A 19054-nucleotide genomic window follows, 5' to 3' on the forward strand; every position below is an offset into this window, starting at 1 on the left:
TTTTGATGCAATAAGGAAAAGTAAGGAAACGAAAGGGTTAAAGTACGTTCTGTCAGTTGAAAAAGTCGAAGGGCTGGTGTTCCATTATCTGGAGCCATTCTTTATCGATCATCTGAAAAAGGACGTTCATATGAAGTTATGCCTAACGCTGATGACTATCTTTCCTCTGCTTGCGATGGCCGATGCTAGCAGTAGAAACGGAAAGGTAGAAACCCAGCGGCCTGCCGATTTTTTAGATATAAAAAAATTTATTCCCGAAGTACAAACAGATATACGCTACTTTTCTGAGCATAACTTTGTGGGGCGGCGAATTGAGGGTTATCAAATGCCCGTTTGCTTACTTACCGAGGCTGCGGCTGTGGCTCTTAAATCGGTCGTAAAACAATTACTTCCTATGGGGTTGACGCTGAAAATTTATGATTGTTATCGTCCACAGACAGCAGTCAATGATTTTGCTCGCTGGGCCACTGATATCAATGATACAAAAATGCGTGCTGAATTTTATCCTACGGTTGAGAAAAGTCAGCTTTTCGAGCAGGGCTATATAGCTTATAACTCAGGCCATAGTCGCGGTAGTACGCTTGATTTAACCATTGTTCCTCTCGATAGCCATGAAGTTTCCTCCCTTACCCGCTGTTCTGTTCCTCAATCCTCGCATTATCCTGATAATAGTTTAGATTTTGGTACGGGGTTTGATTGTTTTAGCCCGGCATCTCACCCTGATTATCAAGGTATTTCCGCACAGGCTCGCGCTAACCGATTATTGCTACGACTGTTGATGACTCAGGCAGGATTTATACCTCTGGACACGGAATGGTGGCATTTTACCTTGGCTAACGAACCCTATCCGGATACCTATTTTGATTTTCCGGTTAGGTGATGTTATCGCTCAGTAGGCTGTAAAGCTGGGGTAGCAATGCGCTGGATCGCGGTGTGGCGACTCCAGCGCAGGAATAGATTATTCAACTACCACTACCGGCTGACGGCGAATGAAAATACTGACTAAAGCCAACCACAGCAACCCGCTGATCAAGTTGAACAAATTGAAAATACCGCTGTTGCCCCACAGATAGGCAACCTTAGCCAGTTCAATACCTAAGGTGAAAATAAACATGCTGATCATCCCCATCGCGGCTGAAACCGTGCCTTTGCTGATATCACTGGCAAACAGGGTTAAGCGCACCAGGCCGGCATTCGCTAAACCAATACCAAAGGCATACAGGCTTAAGCCTGCGGTCATCCACAGATAGGCGTGGGATGAATAAAGTGTGGAAACCGCTGCCAGCATTAATCCGACGAGCATTGGGCCTGCGCCGAGCTTAATCAGCTTGGGGATACTGGTTTTGCCGCTCAAACGTGCCAACGTCAAGTTACCAATAATCAGAGCACTAAAAATAGGAACCTGCAAAATACCGTAATCAAACGTCGAGAGTTTTTCACCACTGATCAAAATAACCGGTGATTGGGCGATCCAGGCTAGCAATGGTAGGCTGGCGAAGCCCAATGCCAGAGCACCACACAGAAAACGGCGATTAGCCAATACTTGCTTATAGTCGCGCCACATGGCTGAAAGCGACAGTTTCTCCCCTTTCAGTACTGCCGTTTCCGGCATCGCTTTCCATAAGCCTACAAAAGAAATTGCACCTAGCCCGGCAAACAGTACAAACATACTTTGCCAAGGGGCAACGTGAATCAGTGCGGCACCGGCCAATGGGCCGAGCAGAGGAGCAATCAGAGCCACATTGGCCATTAGAGCGGTGATTTTGATACATACCGCTTCTTCAAATGATTCCTGAATGGTGGCATAACCGACGGCACCGATAAAGCACAGGCCGATCCCTTGCAGGAAGCGCATGGCGATAAATTGCTCTATGGTATTGACCAACAAAATAGCCAAACAGGTAACGATAAAGAAAGCAACGCCAGCCAGCATGACCGGACGACGGCCACGGCGATCGGAAAGTGGCCCTAGCAGCCATTGCAGGAACATGCCTCCGGCCAAATAGGCCGTCATCGACGTCGGTACCCATTCAATACTGGCGTTGAAATCAGCCACGACCGCCAGCATACCCGGCTGGATCATATCGTTGGCAATATAGGCTGCGAATTCGAATAGTACTAAACACAGGGGAAACAGCAGCGCCCGGCGACCCAGGGGTTTCGCAGGTGATAACGTAGTTTGCATAGATTATATTACTAATAATAATGAAGAAAAGTTGAACTGCTCCAGAGGAACACTCTGTTGAGACGAGTCAGGGCGGCTATTTTGCCGCCAATATTGAGTAATGGCAACGATTTACATCCATATTAATAATTAATTAGCGTGGGCGTATATTTCGTTTTGGGGTATTGTGAGCGGCTTAAGCATGTAACTAATTATTAACTCTCCTGGCCCAAATACACGAGTGACAGAGAACCGGCATGACCAACAAGATCGGATGGATTGATAACTTGCGGGCGGTAGCTTGCATCATGGTGGTTATGATTCATGCCACGACTTACTCTCTCACCAGTGGATCATCAGTCGGTGAATTCAGTTGGGATATCGCCAATCTATTGAATTCGGCATCGCGGGTTGGTGTGCCGCTGTTTTTCATGATCTCAGGCTATTTGTTCTTTGGTGAAAAAAGTGCCGGTAAGAAACATTTTCTACGTATCGGTCTGTGTCTGGCTTTTTACAGTGCCATTGCCCTGATTTATATCTCTACCCTGACACCAATTGGTGGCTGGGTCTCATTGAAGCATATTCTGCAAAAGCCGGTGTTTTATCACTTGTGGTTTTTCTACGCCATTATTGTCGTATATCTGGTTTCACCCTTGGTGAATGTGAAGCCGGTTTCTGGCCGTTATCTGGCAGTTGTGATGCTACTACTGGCCATATTGGCCAATCCGAATACTAGTAAATTCGCGCTCGATGGCGTGCATTTGCTGCCCGTTAATTTGTATATCTATGGTGATACCTTCTATTACTTGCTGTATGCCATATTGGGTCGTGCAATCGGTATGTTGGAGACACGGGAGCGGAATATCAGTTGGGGTGCGGCGGTAATCTTTATCATCAGCGTCAGTTTGATTGTTATTTCGACGAAAAAACAAAGTATTATCAATGGTAACTTCGCAGATACCTTCTATATGTACTGTAGTCCGCTGGTCTTTATTGCCGCAGTATCGCTGCTGGTTTGGTTTAAAAACTGCCTCGCTCAACCGGTTGGCTGGTTAACCTGGCTTTCAGGTCACTCACTGGCTATTTACGGACTCCATGCGTTAATCATTCACTTTATCCGAACCCATCACTTTGATTTTACGGCTTTCCCGCTCCTGAATATTTTCTATGTTTTCGCCTTGGCACTGAGCGGTAGCATATTGTTATCCATGGCGTTACAGCGAATTGATAAGCGGCGTTTAGTCAGTTAAAACCGGTGATAGGTCAGAAAAGCGCGATCGAGCACCTAACTTACTGACTATCACGTTTTGGCCTATTAGTAATATCTCCTACTATTCGAAAATAGATTATTTATTTACTATGTGAATAGTACAGCTAGCACCAGACAGTAAACACGTTATAATCATCGCCTTATATTCATATCTTCTCTGGAAGATCATCGTCCCCGGTGGGGCGGCTGGACTTCAAATTCAGATGGGGCCGCCAGCGGTCCCTGGCAGGTTCGACTCCTGTGATCTTCCGCCAAAACTCTTCCGTATCACTCCCCAAAAGTCTTAAAAACCCAAGTAAAACCAATAGATAGAGTGTTTTGTTGTCCGTGGGCGTCCGAGCTTATCTCTCTAAATCCGTAACAATTGTGTATAGTAAAGGGTATAGAATTACCCTATACCTTTTTGAGCTATACACATGCCACTTTCAGATATCCAGATTCGCCGTGCTAAACCACAAGAAAAAGCCTATACCCTGAGTGACGGGCAAGGGCTATCACTCTTAATTGAACCTAACGGTAGTAAAGGGTGGCGCTTTCGCTATCGTTTTGCCGGTAAAGCCCGATTAATGTCATTAGGGACTTATGACTTGATATCCCTTGCTGAAGCTCGCTCTAAGCGAGGTTTTCGTTTTCAAATTGTTCCGGGCTGACACCGCCACAGGCACTGTGGCGACGCCACCGATTGTAATCACACTCGATATAATTAAAAACCGTCGTCCGCATTATTTCCCGACGGATAAAGCGTTCTCCATGGATACACTCCACTTTCAGCGAATGAAAGAAGCTTTCCGCGCACGCATTATCGTAGCAACAACCTTTTGCGCTCATGCTGCCGTGCAGGTTGTGCCGCTTCAGTAACGCCTGATAATCCGCTGAACAGTACTGGCTGCCACGGTCAGTATGAACAATAACGTTTTCCGGCCGTTTACGCCGCCAGAGCGCCATTTTCAGCGCATCGCAGGCAAGTTGGGCTGTCATACGTGCTGACATCGACCAGCCAATAACTGCACGAGACCACAGGTCAATCACCACCGCCAGATACAGCCAGCCCTCATCCGTGCGAAGATACGTGATATCGCCTGCCCACTTCTGGTTCGGGCCGCTGGCGATGAAGTCCTGCTTCAGCAGGTTTTCCGATACCGGCAGACCATGTTCACGGTAGTTGACCGGGCTGAACTTTCGGCTGGCTTTCGCCCGTAATCCCTGACGACACAGGCTGGCAGCGATGGTTTTAATGTTGTACTCCGGTAACTCATCAGCAAGGCGAGGCGCACCATAGCGCTGTTTTGCCTCAGCGAATGCATTGCGGACAGCCTCATCACAAACGAGCCGGAACTGCTGACGTGGAGTGATCTGGCAACGACGATTACGCCAGGCATACCAGCCGCTTCGGGCAACCTGAAGCACCCGGCACATCGCTTTGATGCTGAACTCTGCCTGATGTTTTTCGATGAAGACATACTTCATTTCAGGCGCTTCGCGAAGTATGTCGCGGCCTTTTGGAGAATGGCCAGTTCTTCATCCCGTTCAGCCAGTTGCCGCTTAAGGCGGGCGATTTCAACAGACATTTCCAGCCTCGCATATTCCATCAACGCGACTTTATGTGTGTCTTTATAGGGTCTGTAGTGGATCACAAAATCAGGGGATTAAGCTGGGATTATAAAACCAATAACCCCTGTTACTTCGCCATAAAAATTATCGTTAACAATCTGGTGAAGCATGACAAATGGGGCTACAGCCTGAATTGGGGCTGGCGGCGCGATCAGTTAGCCGATCTGGAACGTATGCTGTATTTGCTGGATGGTAAAACCATCCCTAATAACCGGCACGATATCTCCATTCGGTTCATGGATTTTGTTCGCGATAATCCACATCAACAGGTCTTCGAGGATGATCTCTTTAGCATTCGTTATTTTCAGAAAGGCAGCGGGCATATCACGTTCAAGCGTCTGGATCTGGTGGAGAGGATGAATGATATCGTGGCAAAACATTTTCCTGGATCGCTACCTGCTGCAAAATAAACGCTATACGCGTAATGAGCCTCGTCACTGATTTCTGGCATACTACGTTGATTACAGCGTTGTTAGTCAGATTAAAGCGGAGGCAGCATGGTAGATAAACACATAACTCAATCCCCGGCAGGCGAATTTGTTATGTTTGCCAGCAGTGACGGGAGAGTGCGTGTTGAATGCCGCTTTGAAAGCGATACGCTATGGCTCTCTCAGGCGATGATCTGTGAACTGTACGGAAAAGCTAAAGCTACCATCAGCGGGCATATAAAGAATATCTTTGAAGATGGTGAGCTTGAGGAGAATTCAGTTGTTCGGTTTTACCGAACAACTGCCAGTGATGGGAAAAATTATCAGGTTCAATATTTTAGCCTGCCCGTCATTCTCGCCGTTGGCTATCGTGTCCGCTCGCCACGAGGCACTCAATTCCGCCAGTGGGCCACCCAAATGCTCCAGGAATATCTGATCAAAGGTTTTGTGATGGACGACGAGCGGCTGAAAAATCCGCCTGTTGGTACATCGGCTGTACCTGATTACTTTGATGAGATGCTCGAACGCATCCGCGATATTCGGGCCAGCGAGCGGCGGGTTTATTTGCGGGTTCGGGAGATTTTTGCGTTAGCTGCCGACTATCAACCGTCGCTAAAAGAAACCACGCAGTTTTTTCAAACCATCCAGAACAAACTGCATTTTGCCTGTACCGGGCATACCGCTGCCGAACTGATCCATCAGCGTGCTGATGCCAACCAGCCCCATATGGGGTTGAGCAGCTATAAAGGCGAAGAAGTGCGTAAAAGCGATGTGACGGTGGCGAAAAATTATCTCAACCAAGATGAAGTCAGTGAACTTAACCGCGTGGTCAACATGTGGCTGGATTTTGCCGAAGATCAGGCTCGGCGTCGCCAGCAGGTGTTCCTGCGTGACTGGCAGGAAAAGCTGGATCAGTTCCTGCAATTTAATGACCGCGAGGTTCTACAGGGTGCTGGTACTGTCAGTAAGAAAATGGCAGATGAAAAAGCACAGGCTGAATACATCCAATTTGCTGAGCAGCAACGCCGCTTAAAAGAAGCTGAGGGGGAAAAGGATATTGCCGGTTTACTGCAGTGGAAAACCAGCAACAAGAAATAGCCTTCAATGCTCCCAGTTTCCACAAGCAAAATCATTTGGGGGCACAATAGGGGGCACCAACCAAAATCCAACACGATAAAATCAAATAAATTCAATAGCACTAGCTATCAAATACGACTCCTGTGATCTCCTTAACTCAACAAAATCCCCGTAATCACTGGATTAAATGCTCATTATTGTCGCTATCAAGTAAAAGTATTTGGGGGCATAAAGAAAAGCACCTTGCCTTCGGTGCCTATCTTGAGATTTCTCTCGTTCAAGCGCCTGAAAAACGTGATGTATTGAAGAAGGTATGACATTCGAAAATGTTATCTTTTTTAGTTATCACATCTTCGCATCGAAAAGCAGACATCTCACAAATCAATAAAGTATTTCAATTCATTCTAAAGTTAAATAACTCCTGATCAATTCAATAAATCATAATGATGGTGTTGGTGATTAGCATAATCAGTTTATGATATTATTATTAATTATTTTTATTTATTATATTTTATTAGTTTTCCGTATTGACTCTGTATGTAAGTAATTTTTTATCGAGTATTCACAGCGTTTTTTAATACAAAATTAGTACAATGACAGACATGATATCGCACTCATCGATAAATTCAGTCATGGGGTTGGTTAGAAGAAATCATATTAATTTGATAAGGAAATAATAAAGTGAAGTGTTCCCGGACATTATTAAGCTTAATGACTACAGCCGCATTATCTATTACAGCTGTAGCCGCTAATGCCGCAGACCCTGGTTGTGCGGGTGAAGAAATGCCGTTACTGGGCGGAGTTGTACTGACCTGCGCCACCGATCTTGGCATTAAGCCTAATCAAGGATTCGATATATCATCTGAAGTCAGTGCTGCTTTATCTGATGGTAAATCAATATTTTTCCCTGCCGGTAATTATCTTATTGGTAGCGATATTGTTTTGAAAGACAAAAATAGTTTGGTTGGTTCTGAATCTGGCGTGACAATATTCCGTGGTGTAAAGCCGAACAAATCAATATCTATTGGTAATGATACTTACGGCACTATAATCAATCAATTGACAATAAAAAACATTATTTTCGATAATGCCACGGTGAATTTTTACGGGAATAAAAGAAATATAGAAATTATCAATAACGCTTTTATTAATACCGTCTCTGAAGCACAACAACTTTCTGTTTCGCATAATGCTTTTACTATTCATGGTAATGTTTTTTTACGGGATAAAAACCACCCTGGCGTAGGCTTCTCTACCTACAGAAATAATAATGCGAAAATTGAAAATAATGTTGTTGGTGATATTTCAGACAAAAATTTACTATTAACTTTAAATTATTATGATATTGGAACTTTTAATGTCATTAATAAAATTAAAAAATCAGCAAAAAACAAAGAATTGACTGTTTTGGATGAGCAGGGATATTTTGTTGCGGGTTGGTATGCGACTGATGGGCTAAAGAATTCTGTTTTTCGTAATAATGTTATCTCCGGTAACACACTCGATTGTTTAGATGTTAGTGGTGAAACCGATAAAGCCAAGTGTAAGATGACCAGAGACCATGTTATCTATATAAAACAATATAATAACGTCGATGTTGTTAATAATTATTTTAGCGGCTGGCCACTTGATGCTGCAGGTAACATAAAATTCCGTAATGCATCACATCTTTATTTTGCTGGTAATTACTTAAACAAGACTGAATTCAACGCCAGGCCTTATGATAATAGCGAAACGCTGAAGATGGATAATACATTCATATTTAACAATGTCTTGCAAGAAACCGCTATCGGCTATTGGCAAAACTTTGAAGATACGGACGAAAAATATATAGATGCGAGAAATTTTGTTGTCTTCGATAATGTCTTCAGCGCTGAAGACCAGACTGCTAGCCGTATCAATACCTCTTGGCGTAGTACTCACGGTGAATTCTTAGAAGCGAATAATCGTTATACTGACCAGACACCAGTATTGGCTAACCATCTTTTTCAGTCTGTAGATATTACTACCGCTAAAGAACGTTTTCCTGCGAATAAATCAGCATTATTAGCGGTAAAACCGATTCCATTATGGAACAAGATCGGTAATATCGGTGGGCAGGATCTGCAAGAAAATCAGTTGGTCAGGTTAGATATTGAGGTTGAAGGCTATCCATCTCAATTCGTGGTTTATGAGCCTAATAGTTCAAGTGATTACTCCACCTACCGTTGGGCGGCAAAGTTAACCGCCTTGTTTAATGAAAAAATCAAAGGAGCCTGTGCCGGGATCCTGACCAGTAAAGTGACGACTGATAATAGCTGTAAATTTATGACGCCAATGGGGTCGAAATATTTAAATGATATTTATACAACTGAAGGTGGAGCAGCAACTTATACCATTAATATTATCAATAAGTATCTCGAGGTGGGTTATATTTCAGGTTCGAAAATCGAACTTGGTCAGTCAGTTAAGTTAGCGGTAACTTTCGAAGATGGAACACATAAGGAAGTGACTTATACTCCAGATCATGAGTACCGAACGGCAGCTCATCGCTGGACTGCCGAGTTGGCTCATAAGATTAATACCAGCATACCTGGTTTATGTGCTGGCCAATATACGGAGTCCAAAGGACAGAATAATGGGATTGCTCAATGCAAAAACGTGATACCCTCTAACTCATCATATTTAAATAAAATCTATACCGTTAACGGGCAATCGGCAAAAATAGACATCAGCATTGAGAGCTAATTGTTAGTTATAGCAGGTAAAAGATATTAACTTTAGATGTCCATTCGTAAAAAAGCGGCAATTTTATTTGCCGCTTTTTTTTTGATGAAGGCCTTCACCCTCTCTCTTCTAACGACGACAACACCGCTATTTATTGACGGAGAGCGTCTGAGTTATCTTTCTAAATAGTTATCATTTTAATTAATTGATGCTCTATCTTATGTAAACTCTATGTGAAATATATGTGAGTTTGCGCGCAAAAATAGACCAATTTTATGCTGCTTTTACTGGCAAAATCATGGCTAAAGTTCTTTATTAAAGCGATATATCAATATGTGAAAAAACATAATTATATGATTATAAACAGCTAATAATTACTTTTGGTGTTGTTTGCATTCAATAATCTGCCGTTATTACTTTGCTTGCTTGTACTTGTCTATACGAGTATATGTTAACAAACATCCAAAGCGAGCAGTGCCCCCAGGCACTCAGAAACACTGTTGAAGGAAATTGCCGTGACGACTGAAAACAGATTTCGTGATAGTGAGATTCGTGCCCCTCGCGGTACGCAGCTAAACACCAAAAGCTGGTTTACCGAAGCACCATTGCGCATGCTAATGAATAATCTTGATCCTGAGGTGGCTGAGAATCCTAAAGAATTGGTGGTTTATGGTGGTATTGGCCGAGCGGCTCGTAATTGGGAATGTTACGACAAAATTGTCGAAAGCCTGAAAGCATTGAATGACGATGAAACACTGTTGATTCAGTCCGGTAAACCTGTTGGTGTTTTCAAGACGCACAGCAATGCACCGCGTGTATTGATCGCCAACTCTAATCTGGTTCCTCACTGGGCAAACTGGGAGCATTTTAACGAGCTGGATGCCAAGGGGTTGGCGATGTATGGCCAGATGACGGCGGGCAGTTGGATTTATATTGGTAGTCAGGGCATCGTTCAGGGCACTTATGAAACCTTCGTTGAGGCTGGCCGCCAGCATTATAACGGTAGCTTGAAAGGGCGCTGGGTTCTTACTGCCGGTTTAGGCGGCATGGGGGGCGCGCAGCCGTTGGCAGCAACGCTGGCTGGAGCCTGTTCACTGAATATTGAATGTCAGCAGAGTCGTATCGATTTTCGTTTGAAAACCCGATATGTGGACGAACAGGCGAGCGATTTGGACGATGCCTTGGCACGTATCAAGAAATATACAGCTGCCGGTGAAGCGGTTTCCATCGCGCTGTGCGGCAATGCTGCTGAAATCCTACCGGAGCTCGTGCGCCGTGGCGTTCGCCCGGATATGGTCACCGACCAAACCAGTGCACATGACCCCCTGAATGGCTATTTACCGAAAGGCTGGGCTTGGGAGGAATACCGTCAGCGGGCGCAAAACGAACCGACGCTGGTCGTGAATGCGGCAAAAACATCGATGGCCGAGCATGTTGAGGCGATGTTGGCTTTCCAGAAAATGGGCATTCCTACTTTTGACTATGGTAATAATATTCGCCAAATGGCTCAGGATATGGGAGTCAGCAATGCTTTTGATTTCCCAGGTTTTGTGCCCGCCTATATTCGACCACTGTTTTGTCGTGGTATTGGCCCGTTCCGTTGGGCTGCGTTATCCGGAGATGCTGAGGATATTTATAAAACCGACGCTAAGGTTAAAGAGCTGATTCCGGATGATGAACATTTGCATCGCTGGTTGGATATGGCTCGCGAGCGCATCAGCTTCCAGGGGTTACCGGCACGGATATGTTGGGTGGGTTTAGGGCAGCGAGCTAAATTGGGCTTGGCATTCAATGAAATGGTTCGCAGCGGCGAGCTGTCGGCACCTATTGTTATTGGTCGTGATCATCTGGATTCCGGTTCCGTTGCCAGTCCGAACCGTGAAACCGAATCCATGCAAGACGGCTCGGACGCGGTTTCCGACTGGCCATTGCTGAATGCGTTACTCAATACCGCCAGCGGTGCGACCTGGGTTTCTTTGCATCATGGTGGCGGTGTTGGCATGGGCTTTTCGCAGCATTCCGGCATGGTTGTGGTGTGTGACGGTAGTGATGACGCCGCTGAACGTATCGCCAGAGTGCTTCATAACGATCCGGCCACTGGCGTCATGCGCCATGCCGATGCTGGATACGAAATTGCGATCAATTGCGCGCAACAACAGGGGCTGAATTTGCCCATGGTTGCCGCCACTCAAGGGAAGAAAGCATGAAAACTCTGACACTGCGTCCTGGCAAGTTGACTCTGGCCGATCTACGTCATATTTATCAGCATCCGGTACATATTACGCTGGATGAAGGAGCCTACGGACCGATTCAGAAAAGTGTGGATTGTGTCCGTGCCATATTGGCGGAGAAACGTACCGCTTATGGTATCAACACCGGTTTCGGTCTGTTGGCTTCGACCCGAATTGCCACGGAAGATTTAGAAAATCTGCAACGTTCAATCGTGCTTTCTCATGCGGCAGGTGTTGGTGAGGCTAATGATGACGCCATTGTGCGCCTGATTATGGTGCTCAAGGTAAATAGCCTGGCCCGCGGTTTTTCCGGTATTCGCCTGGAAGTGATTCAGGCATTGATTGCCATGGTGAATGCCGAAGTGTATCCCCATATCCCGTTAAAGGGTTCTGTTGGCGCTTCAGGTGATTTGGCACCGTTAGCCCATATGAGTTTGCTGCTGCTGGGTGAGGGTAAAGCCCGCCATCAAGGTGAGTGGTTATCGGCAACGGAGGCGCTGGCTAAAGCAGGTATTAAGCCATTGACGCTGGCAGCAAAAGAAGGGCTGGCATTACTGAATGGTACGCAGGTTTCTACGGCTTATGCCTTGCGCGGTCTGTTTGAAGCCGAAGATCTTTATGCAGCGGCGACGGTGTGTGGTGGACTCACGGTGGAAGCTGCTCTCGGTTCTCGCAGCCCGTTTGATGCCCGTATCCATGAAGTTCGTGGCCAGCGTGGGCAAATTGATGCGGCTGAGGCCTACCGCCATTTACTGGGCGTACATAGCCAACTATCTGATTCCCACAAAAACTGTGAAAAAGTCCAGGATCCGTATTCCCTGCGCTGTCAGCCACAAGTGATGGGCGCTTGCCTGACTCAAATACGCCATACTGCGGAGGTGCTGGCGGTTGAATCTAATGCTGTATCTGATAATCCGTTGGTTTTTGCCGAGCAGGGTGATGTGCTGTCGGGGGGGAATTTCCACGCCGAACCGGTGGCAATGGCTGCTGATAATCTGGCATTAGCGCTAGCGGAAATCGGTTCTCTGTCTGAACGTCGAATCTCACTGATGATGGATAAGCATATGTCTCAGCTACCGCCGTTTTTGGTGGATAACGGCGGTGTTAACTCTGGTTTTATGATTGCTCAGGTTACGGCAGCGGCGCTGACCAGCGAGAATAAAGGGCTGGCATTCCCATCAAGCGTCGACAGCATTCCTACATCCGCCAACCAAGAGGACCACGTTTCTATGGCACCGAGAGCCGGTAAACGTTTGTGGGAAATGGCAGAAAACGTACGTGGTATTTTGGCGGTAGAGTGGTTGGCTGCCTGCCAAGGGCTAGATCTACGCCATGGTCTGAAAACCACAGAAACACTGGAGTTTGCCCGTCATCTGCTCCGTGAGCGGGTGGCTTATTATGATAAAGATCGCTTCTTCGCCCCCGATATCGAAGCCGCTAGTCAACTGTTAGCGCAGCGCCATCTGAATACGCTGATGCCAGCAGGATTACTCCCAAGCCTTCCATAAAATAATAACAGACTATATGGGTGATTCCGTTGTGTGGCATCACCCTCTCTGACCCCCTGCCTGCAAGGGCTTATCTATTGCGAGAATGCACCATGAAAAATGATTCATCCACGCTGAAACGCGGTCTTAGCGCCCGGCATATCCGTTTTATGGCATTAGGTTCTGCCATTGGAACCGGCCTGTTTTATGGTTCGGCGGAAGCGATACGTTTGGCAGGCCCCGCAGTCTTGTTGGCTTATTTAATTGGCGGTGCCGCGGTGTTTATGGTGATGCGGGCGTTGGGTGAAATGGCTGTACACGAGCCGATTGCAGGTTCTTTTGGTCACTATGCCGGGTGCTATCTAGGACCATTGGCCGGTTTTTTGACTGGCTGGACATATACCTTCGAAATGATCATCGTAGCGCTGGCCGATGTAACGGCTTTCGGTATCTATATGGGGCTATGGTTCCCTGATGCACCACAATGGGTGTGGGTGCTCAGTATTATTTTCTTTATTGGTGCGCTGAATCTTTGCAGCGTGAAAGTATTTGGTGAAATGGAGTTTTGGCTCTCATTGCTGAAAGTGACTGCCATTATTGCCATGATCGCCGCAGGTTTGGGCATTATGATGTTTGGTTTCGGAGCCGGACATGAGAGTACCGGGCTAAGTAACCTATGGGCGCATCAGGGTTTTATGCCTAATGGTATCAGCGGCGTCATCGCATCATTTGCCGTGGTCATGTTTGCCTTTGGTGGGATCGAAATCATTGGTGTGACGGCCAGTGAAGCGAAAAATCCGGAGAAAGTGTTACCCAAGGCGATCAACACGGTTCCGGTACGTATTCTACTCTTTTATGTCCTGACATTATTGGTGCTGATGGCAATCTATCCGTGGAATAGCATCGGCCAAAATGGTAGCCCATTTGTTGAGATTTTCAGCAGTCTGGGAATTAGCTCGGCAGCCAATATTCTTAATTTAGTGGTTATCACCGCCGCGATTTCTGCGATTAATAGTGATATTTATGGTGCTGGACGCATGATGTACGGCATGGCTAAAGAAGGCCAAGCACCGAAATGCTTTAGCCGCCTGACACGCAATGGCGTGCCTTGGATGACCATCCTGGTGATGTCAGTTGCTTTGCTGTGCGGCGTAATACTGAATTATCTGATCCCCAAAAACGTCTTCCTGATTATTGCCTCTATTGCGACCTTTGCAACGGTGTGGGTATGGCTGATGATTTTGATTTCTCAGGTCGCTATGCGTCGTGCCATGAGCAAAGAGCAGGTGGCTCGTTTAACCTTCCCGGTACCTTTCTGGCCGGTGGCACCGATATTAGCCATTTTATTTATGGGCTTTATTATTGTGGTGTTAGGTTACTTCCCTGATACGCGGATTGCGATGTACGTTGGACTGGGTTGGATCATATTAATGACACTGGCTTGGTGGATTTGGGGTCGCAAAACGTTGGCTACCTCGTTTGAACTGGCAGAGCGTAGCGAGCCTTAAAAGCTTATCGCAATAGATATCCAGCAGGTGGTCAGCGCTACTGCCTGCTGGGTGTCTATGTAATATTATTATTTTTACCCCTTTCCACCCATTCCACCCATTCCACCCATTCCACCCATTCTCCCTTTGAATGCAACGAACGGCACTATTTAGATATATATCTCACTAAGGGTTATTTTTAACCGGTGTTGAAGCGTTAATCTGAGCGGCTAATTCGTGGGTTAGTACGGTTAACTCGGTGTTTTGACGGAGCAGTTCGAGCATTTGCTCCGCCATTGTTGCCGCCATCTTTTGTCGTTCTTCATTGGCGATGGCCAGTGCCTCACGGTGCTCAGCATCGGCTTCGGCGTGAGCTTTATCTCGTTCGGCCTGACGGGTTTGCGCCAACAGAATCAATGGTGCGGCGTAAGCAGCCTGTAAACTGAATGCCAGATTCAGCAGGATAAACGGATAGATATCAAATTGGGTAAAACCCATCACATTAACACTAATCCAAACGGCAACAATCAGGGTTTGCGCTCCTAAAAAAATCGGGGTGCCGAAGAATCGGGCAAAAGCTTCGGCTTTTAGCGCAAACCAGCCGTTACCAAACGGGCTGGCGAGATGTTCATGAGTGCGATGAAAGCGTAAATAATGACGTTTCGATGTGTCGCTTGATTCGGCTGTAGGCGAAGACTGAGGCTTATTCATATCATTTATCCATGCAGTTAATTATCCAGCTTCAGTTTGAAACTAAATTGCTAATCACTATAGTGGAATAAATGAGCCAATGTTTATGTCGATAAATAGGTTATTGTCGATTTATTAGACATGAAATTCTATTCTAGTCGAATGAAATCCGGTTAAGATAGTTGAACTACCGAATGGTGATAAACTCAATGTTATATTAATTCCTAGAACAAGCCAGGAGTGACGACGCATGCCTACCAGATCTATAACGCGGTGGATTAAACGAATTGTACTGGTAGTGGTAGTGATAGCCGTTACCCTGTTGGCGGTGCGTATTTATGATACTCAGCGCGGCCCCAAACTTGAGCTATGGCATACTTTTGTTCCACATGACATGCGTGCGGCAGAAATTGACAAGGCGAGCTGGGCTGATTACCTCAAGTCTGAGGATAATGTCTTTGCTGAGGTAAAAGCTAATGTTACCGATAAGCTGGAACCACGGGTTCAGGTACCACTTAATCGCTATTATTCTGAAAGCCCGATCTATTCACCGCATTTCGCCAATGATTGGAACCGTTCTTATATATTGAAACCGGATGGTACGCCGAAAGGCGCTGTGGTGTTATTGCACGGTTTGACCGATACCCCTTATAGCTTGAGGCATATTGCCGAAAATTATCGTCAACGGGGTTATGTGGCGGTAGGTATTCGTTTACCAGCTCATGGCTCGGTGCCTGCGGCATTAACGGATGTGGTATGGCAAGATTGGATGGCGGCGACCCGTTTAGCGGTGCGTGAAGCGACAACCTTGAGCGGGAAAGGGCTGCCTTTGCATATTGTTGGTTTCTCCAACGGTGGTGCGCTGGCGATGAAGTATGCGCTGGACTCTCTGGACGACACTCAACTGGTGAAACCTGAGCGTGTTATCCTGATTTCACCAATGATTGGCGTAACCAGTTTTGCGCGCTTTGCGGGTATTGCTGGCTGGCCTGCTGTTTTCCCTGCATTTGCCAAAGCCTCCTGGCTGGGTATTGTGCCGGAGTTTAATCCATTCAAATATAATTCCTTCCCGGTTAACGCTGCTCGTCAGTCGTATTTATTGACGGCAGCGCTACAACAGCAGATTTCCCGCGATGCCAGAGATAAAAAACTGGATGATTTACCGCCGATTCTGACCTTCCAATCTTTGATGGACTCTACCGTTAGTACGCGTGCAGTGGTGACGGCGTTATACAACCATCTACCTAAAAATGGTAGTGAAGTGGTGTTGTTTGATTTAAACCGTGCCGCCAGCTTCGGCCCGCTGCTACGGACTTCGTCTTATACTGCACTGGCTCGTTTATTACCGCCACCACCGCGTAACTACAGCGTGACCATCATTACCAACGTTTCGCCACAGAGCAATGATACTCTGGCTCTGACCACTCTGGCGGGTGAAACTAAAGAAACTACGCAGCCAACCGGGTTACCTTATCCACCGGATATTTTCTCATTGTCCCACGTGGCACTGCCTTTCCCGATGAGTGACTCACTGTATGGTCGTTATCCAGAACCACGCGATCAATACGGCATCAGTCTGGGTACTTTCGCTGCTCGGGGTGAGCGTTCCGTCTTGGTCGTTGGGTTGGATTCCTTGATGCGTATCTCATCAAATCCTTTCTACTCATATATGTTGCAGCGTATTGATGCAAAAATAGACGCGCCAGCAAAGTAAGCCTTTAACCGCCTCCTTTTCAGGAGGCTCAGATCGCTGACAAATCTCGATCCAGCGATCTCTGGTGGAGAAGACAAGCAAAAGAGTCAAGCGTCCGCGCCAAGGATGGCGCAGAACGAGCCGACAAGGAAGTATTCACGGCGTCTTGACGGTCGGCTGGTTTTCACCGCGGCGAGCACTTTGTCATTCACCTCAGCCTCCTTTTCAGGCGTTTTTTTTATGTAGAAATTTTAACTTGGCGCTTTTCTCCTCATTGTTACACCTCATTGCTTTTTTCTCTGACGATAAACTTGTCTTAGCGCATATTCGCTGAGCAGATAATCAGTAAGATGCATTGCCATAAAATTAATAGTGCGCTTATTTTTTATGGAGTGAACCAGCAGTGATGGTGGCTGTCTGATTGATTCAAGTTGTATATGGTTTATCCTGGGATCCGGTTGTTTATGGACAGAGTTAAGTCTTTATCACAACAAAGTATTTCTTTGTTGTTGGCGCTCTACATTGGTATTTTCCTGAATATCTCGGTGTTCTACCGTAGATTCGACTCTTTTTCCCATGGAATTGAAGGCATAAAGGTACTGGCCGCTGCGACAGAGATAGTGGCTACCATTCTGTTTACCTTCTTTGTGATGCGCCTGATTTCTATAGGTGGCCGGCTGTTTTACCGTATCGCGGCCAGTTTATTGGTGTTGATTTCGGTGGCAGCCAGTTATTACATGACATTCTTCAATGTGGTTATTGGCTATGGCATTATCGTCTCGGTCATGACCACCGATATCGATCTTTCTAAGGAATTGATCGGCCTGCATTTTATTATTTGGATGATGCTGGTCAGCGCATTACCGTTGTTGCTGATTTGGAAAAACTCACTGCGTTTAACGTTGCTGGAGCAATGTTGTACTCCGGGCCAACGCATTAAGCCGTTATTGTTGTTATTGGCCGTCGTGGCCTTAGTCTGGCTGCCATTACGCTATCTGGATAAAGCGCAAAAACTGGATGAACAGCTAAAAACGATTGATTTGCCCAGTTATGGTGGCGTGGTTGCGCATTCCTATCTGCCATCCAACTGGCTGGCTGCGTTGGGTTTATATGCTTATACCCAGTTTGATGAAAGTCAGGATGCCGCCAATTTGCTCGATCCGGCCAAAGAATTTACCTACGTTGCTCCAGCGGATATTGATCAGACTTATGTGGTGTTTATTATTGGCGAAACGACCCGCTGGGATCATATGGGCATTCTGGGCTATTCACGGGATACCACACCACGCCTGAGTAAAGAAAAGAATCTGGTGGCATTCAAAGGGACGTCTTGTGATACCTCAACCAAACTTTCACTGCGTTGCATGTTTGTGCGTGAAGGAGGGGCGTCGGATAACCCACAACGGACGCTTAAAGAGCAGAATATCTTTGCCGTGCTGAAGTCTTTAGGCTTCAGTTCGGAACTGTTCGCCATGCAAAGTGAAGTCTGGTTCTACAATAATGCTAATGCGGATAATTACTCATTCCGGGAAATTATTGCCTCTGAGAAACGTAATGACGGTAAACCGGTGGATGACATGCTATTGGTTGATGAATTGAAGGAATCTCTGGGCCGTTATCCTAATGGTAAGCATCTGGTGGTATTGCACACTAAAGGCTCCCATTATCTGTATTCTCAACGCTACCCTCGTAGTTATGCCCGTTATACGCCGGAATGCATGGGTATTGATGATTCCTGTACCCGAGAACAGCTGATTAATGCTTTTGATAACAGCGTGCTCTATACGGATAGCTTTATCGCTAATGTCATCGATCAGGTGCGAGATAAAAAAGCGATGGTGTTCTACGCAGCCGATCACGGTGAATCTATCGAAGCGAATGCTCATTTCCACGGTACACCTCGTGAAATGGCTCCCGCAGAGCAATTCCGGGTCCCTTTATTGGTTTGGGCTTCCGATAAATTTTTGGCCGAACCACAACACCAGAAAGCGTTTGAGCAATTACAGGTTCAGCAGCGATTGGGAGCAAAACATCGCCATCAGGAACTGTTTGACTCGGTTCTGGGTTGCCTGGGTTATACCTCACCCGACGGTGGAATTGTGCCCGAAAATAACTGGTGTCAGGTGCCGAAAAATAAAACGCATCAAATAAAATGATCTTATGCGCCAGATGGTTTTCTATCTGGCGCGAATCCGGTTTCCTCTCCGCAG

Annotated in this window: 11 protein-coding genes, 1 tRNA gene and 3 pseudogenes; 12 read left to right on the forward strand and 3 right to left on the reverse strand. The window is 46.3% G+C overall.

Annotated elements, in window-relative coordinates; genetic code table 11:
• Positions 1 to 130: 130 nt before the first annotated feature.
• Positions 131 to 880: a M15 family metallopeptidase gene (locus DJ39_RS00595; RefSeq protein WP_038251599.1), complete on the forward strand. Its 750-nt coding sequence runs from the start codon at positions 131 to 133 to the stop codon at positions 878 to 880.
• Positions 881 to 958: 78 nt separating this feature from the next.
• Here the strand turns inward: DJ39_RS00595 and DJ39_RS00600 are convergent, their stop codons facing one another.
• Positions 959 to 2185: an MFS transporter gene (locus DJ39_RS00600; protein ID WP_004718327.1), complete on the reverse strand. Its 1227-nt coding sequence runs from the start codon at positions 2183 to 2185 to the stop codon at positions 959 to 961.
• A 236-nt stretch (positions 2186 to 2421) separates the two neighbouring features.
• On the opposite strand from DJ39_RS00600, the gene DJ39_RS00605 reads away from it, so the two are divergent.
• The 3 genes and pseudogenes from DJ39_RS00605 to DJ39_RS17190 form a co-directional block, all read left to right on the forward strand.
• Complete coding sequence (locus DJ39_RS00605; RefSeq protein ID WP_004718329.1) at positions 2422 to 3414, forward strand: acyltransferase; 993 nt, start codon at positions 2422 to 2424, stop codon at positions 3412 to 3414.
• 179 nt (positions 3415 to 3593) lie between these two features.
• A tRNA-Sec gene (locus tag DJ39_RS17800) sits at positions 3594 to 3688 on the forward strand.
• A gap of 162 nt (positions 3689 to 3850) precedes the next feature.
• Positions 3851 to 4081, forward strand: a pseudogene (locus tag DJ39_RS17190) (Arm DNA-binding domain-containing protein); the annotation flags it as partial.
• Here DJ39_RS17190 and DJ39_RS00610 read toward each other — a convergent pair.
• Positions 4047 to 5005: pseudogene (locus DJ39_RS00610) on the reverse strand (IS3 family transposase); the annotation flags it as partial. The pseudogenes DJ39_RS17190 and DJ39_RS00610 overlap by 35 nt on opposite strands.
• Before the next feature lie 69 nt (positions 5006 to 5074).
• Between DJ39_RS00610 and DJ39_RS00620 the strand changes: the two are divergent.
• The 6 genes and pseudogenes from DJ39_RS00620 to DJ39_RS00645 form a co-directional block, all read left to right on the forward strand.
• Positions 5075 to 5455 (forward strand): annotated as a pseudogene (locus DJ39_RS00620) (DUF4942 domain-containing protein); the annotation flags it as partial.
• A gap of 87 nt (positions 5456 to 5542) precedes the next feature.
• A complete protein-coding gene (locus tag DJ39_RS00625) occupies positions 5543 to 6571 on the forward strand; it encodes a virulence RhuM family protein (RefSeq protein ID WP_071815373.1) in 1029 nt (342 codons plus the stop codon).
• Between the two features lie 690 nt (positions 6572 to 7261).
• Positions 7262 to 9277, forward strand: a complete 2016-nt coding sequence (locus DJ39_RS00630; RefSeq protein WP_004718336.1) for a hypothetical protein — start codon at positions 7262 to 7264, stop codon at positions 9275 to 9277.
• A gap of 494 nt (positions 9278 to 9771) precedes the next feature.
• On the forward strand, positions 9772 to 11463 hold the full coding sequence (hutU, locus tag DJ39_RS00635) for a urocanate hydratase (protein WP_038242919.1): 1692 nt from the start codon (positions 9772 to 9774) through the stop codon (positions 11461 to 11463).
• Entirely contained in the window at positions 11460 to 12995 is a 1536-nt protein-coding gene (gene hutH, locus DJ39_RS00640) for a histidine ammonia-lyase (protein ID WP_038242917.1), read from the forward strand. The genes hutU and hutH overlap by 4 nt, the downstream gene beginning before the upstream one ends.
• Positions 12996 to 13087: 92 nt before the next feature.
• Positions 13088 to 14482, forward strand: coding sequence for an amino acid permease (locus DJ39_RS00645; protein ID WP_004718342.1), 1395 nt, complete (start codon positions 13088 to 13090; stop codon positions 14480 to 14482).
• Between the two features lie 165 nt (positions 14483 to 14647).
• Here DJ39_RS00645 and DJ39_RS00650 read toward each other — a convergent pair whose 3' ends face one another.
• On the reverse strand, positions 14648 to 15172 hold the full coding sequence (locus DJ39_RS00650) for a DUF1003 domain-containing protein (protein WP_004718344.1): 525 nt from the start codon (positions 15170 to 15172) through the stop codon (positions 14648 to 14650).
• Between the two features lie 229 nt (positions 15173 to 15401).
• Here DJ39_RS00650 and DJ39_RS00655 point away from each other — a divergent pair, with 229 nt between their 5' ends.
• Positions 15402 to 16865 carry an alpha/beta hydrolase gene (locus DJ39_RS00655; protein ID WP_038242916.1) on the forward strand — a complete coding sequence of 488 codons (1464 nt, stop codon included), beginning with the start codon at positions 15402 to 15404 and terminating at the stop codon, positions 16863 to 16865.
• A gap of 443 nt (positions 16866 to 17308) precedes the next feature.
• Positions 17309 to 19000 carry a kdo(2)-lipid A phosphoethanolamine 7''-transferase gene (gene eptB, locus DJ39_RS00660; protein ID WP_004718348.1) on the forward strand — a complete coding sequence of 564 codons (1692 nt, stop codon included), beginning with the start codon at positions 17309 to 17311 and terminating at the stop codon, positions 18998 to 19000.
• Positions 19001 to 19054 lie beyond the last annotated feature (54 nt).

Source organism: Yersinia ruckeri ATCC 29473 (genome assembly GCF_000754815.1).
Taxonomy (GTDB): domain Bacteria; phylum Pseudomonadota; class Gammaproteobacteria; order Enterobacterales; family Enterobacteriaceae; genus Yersinia; species Yersinia ruckeri.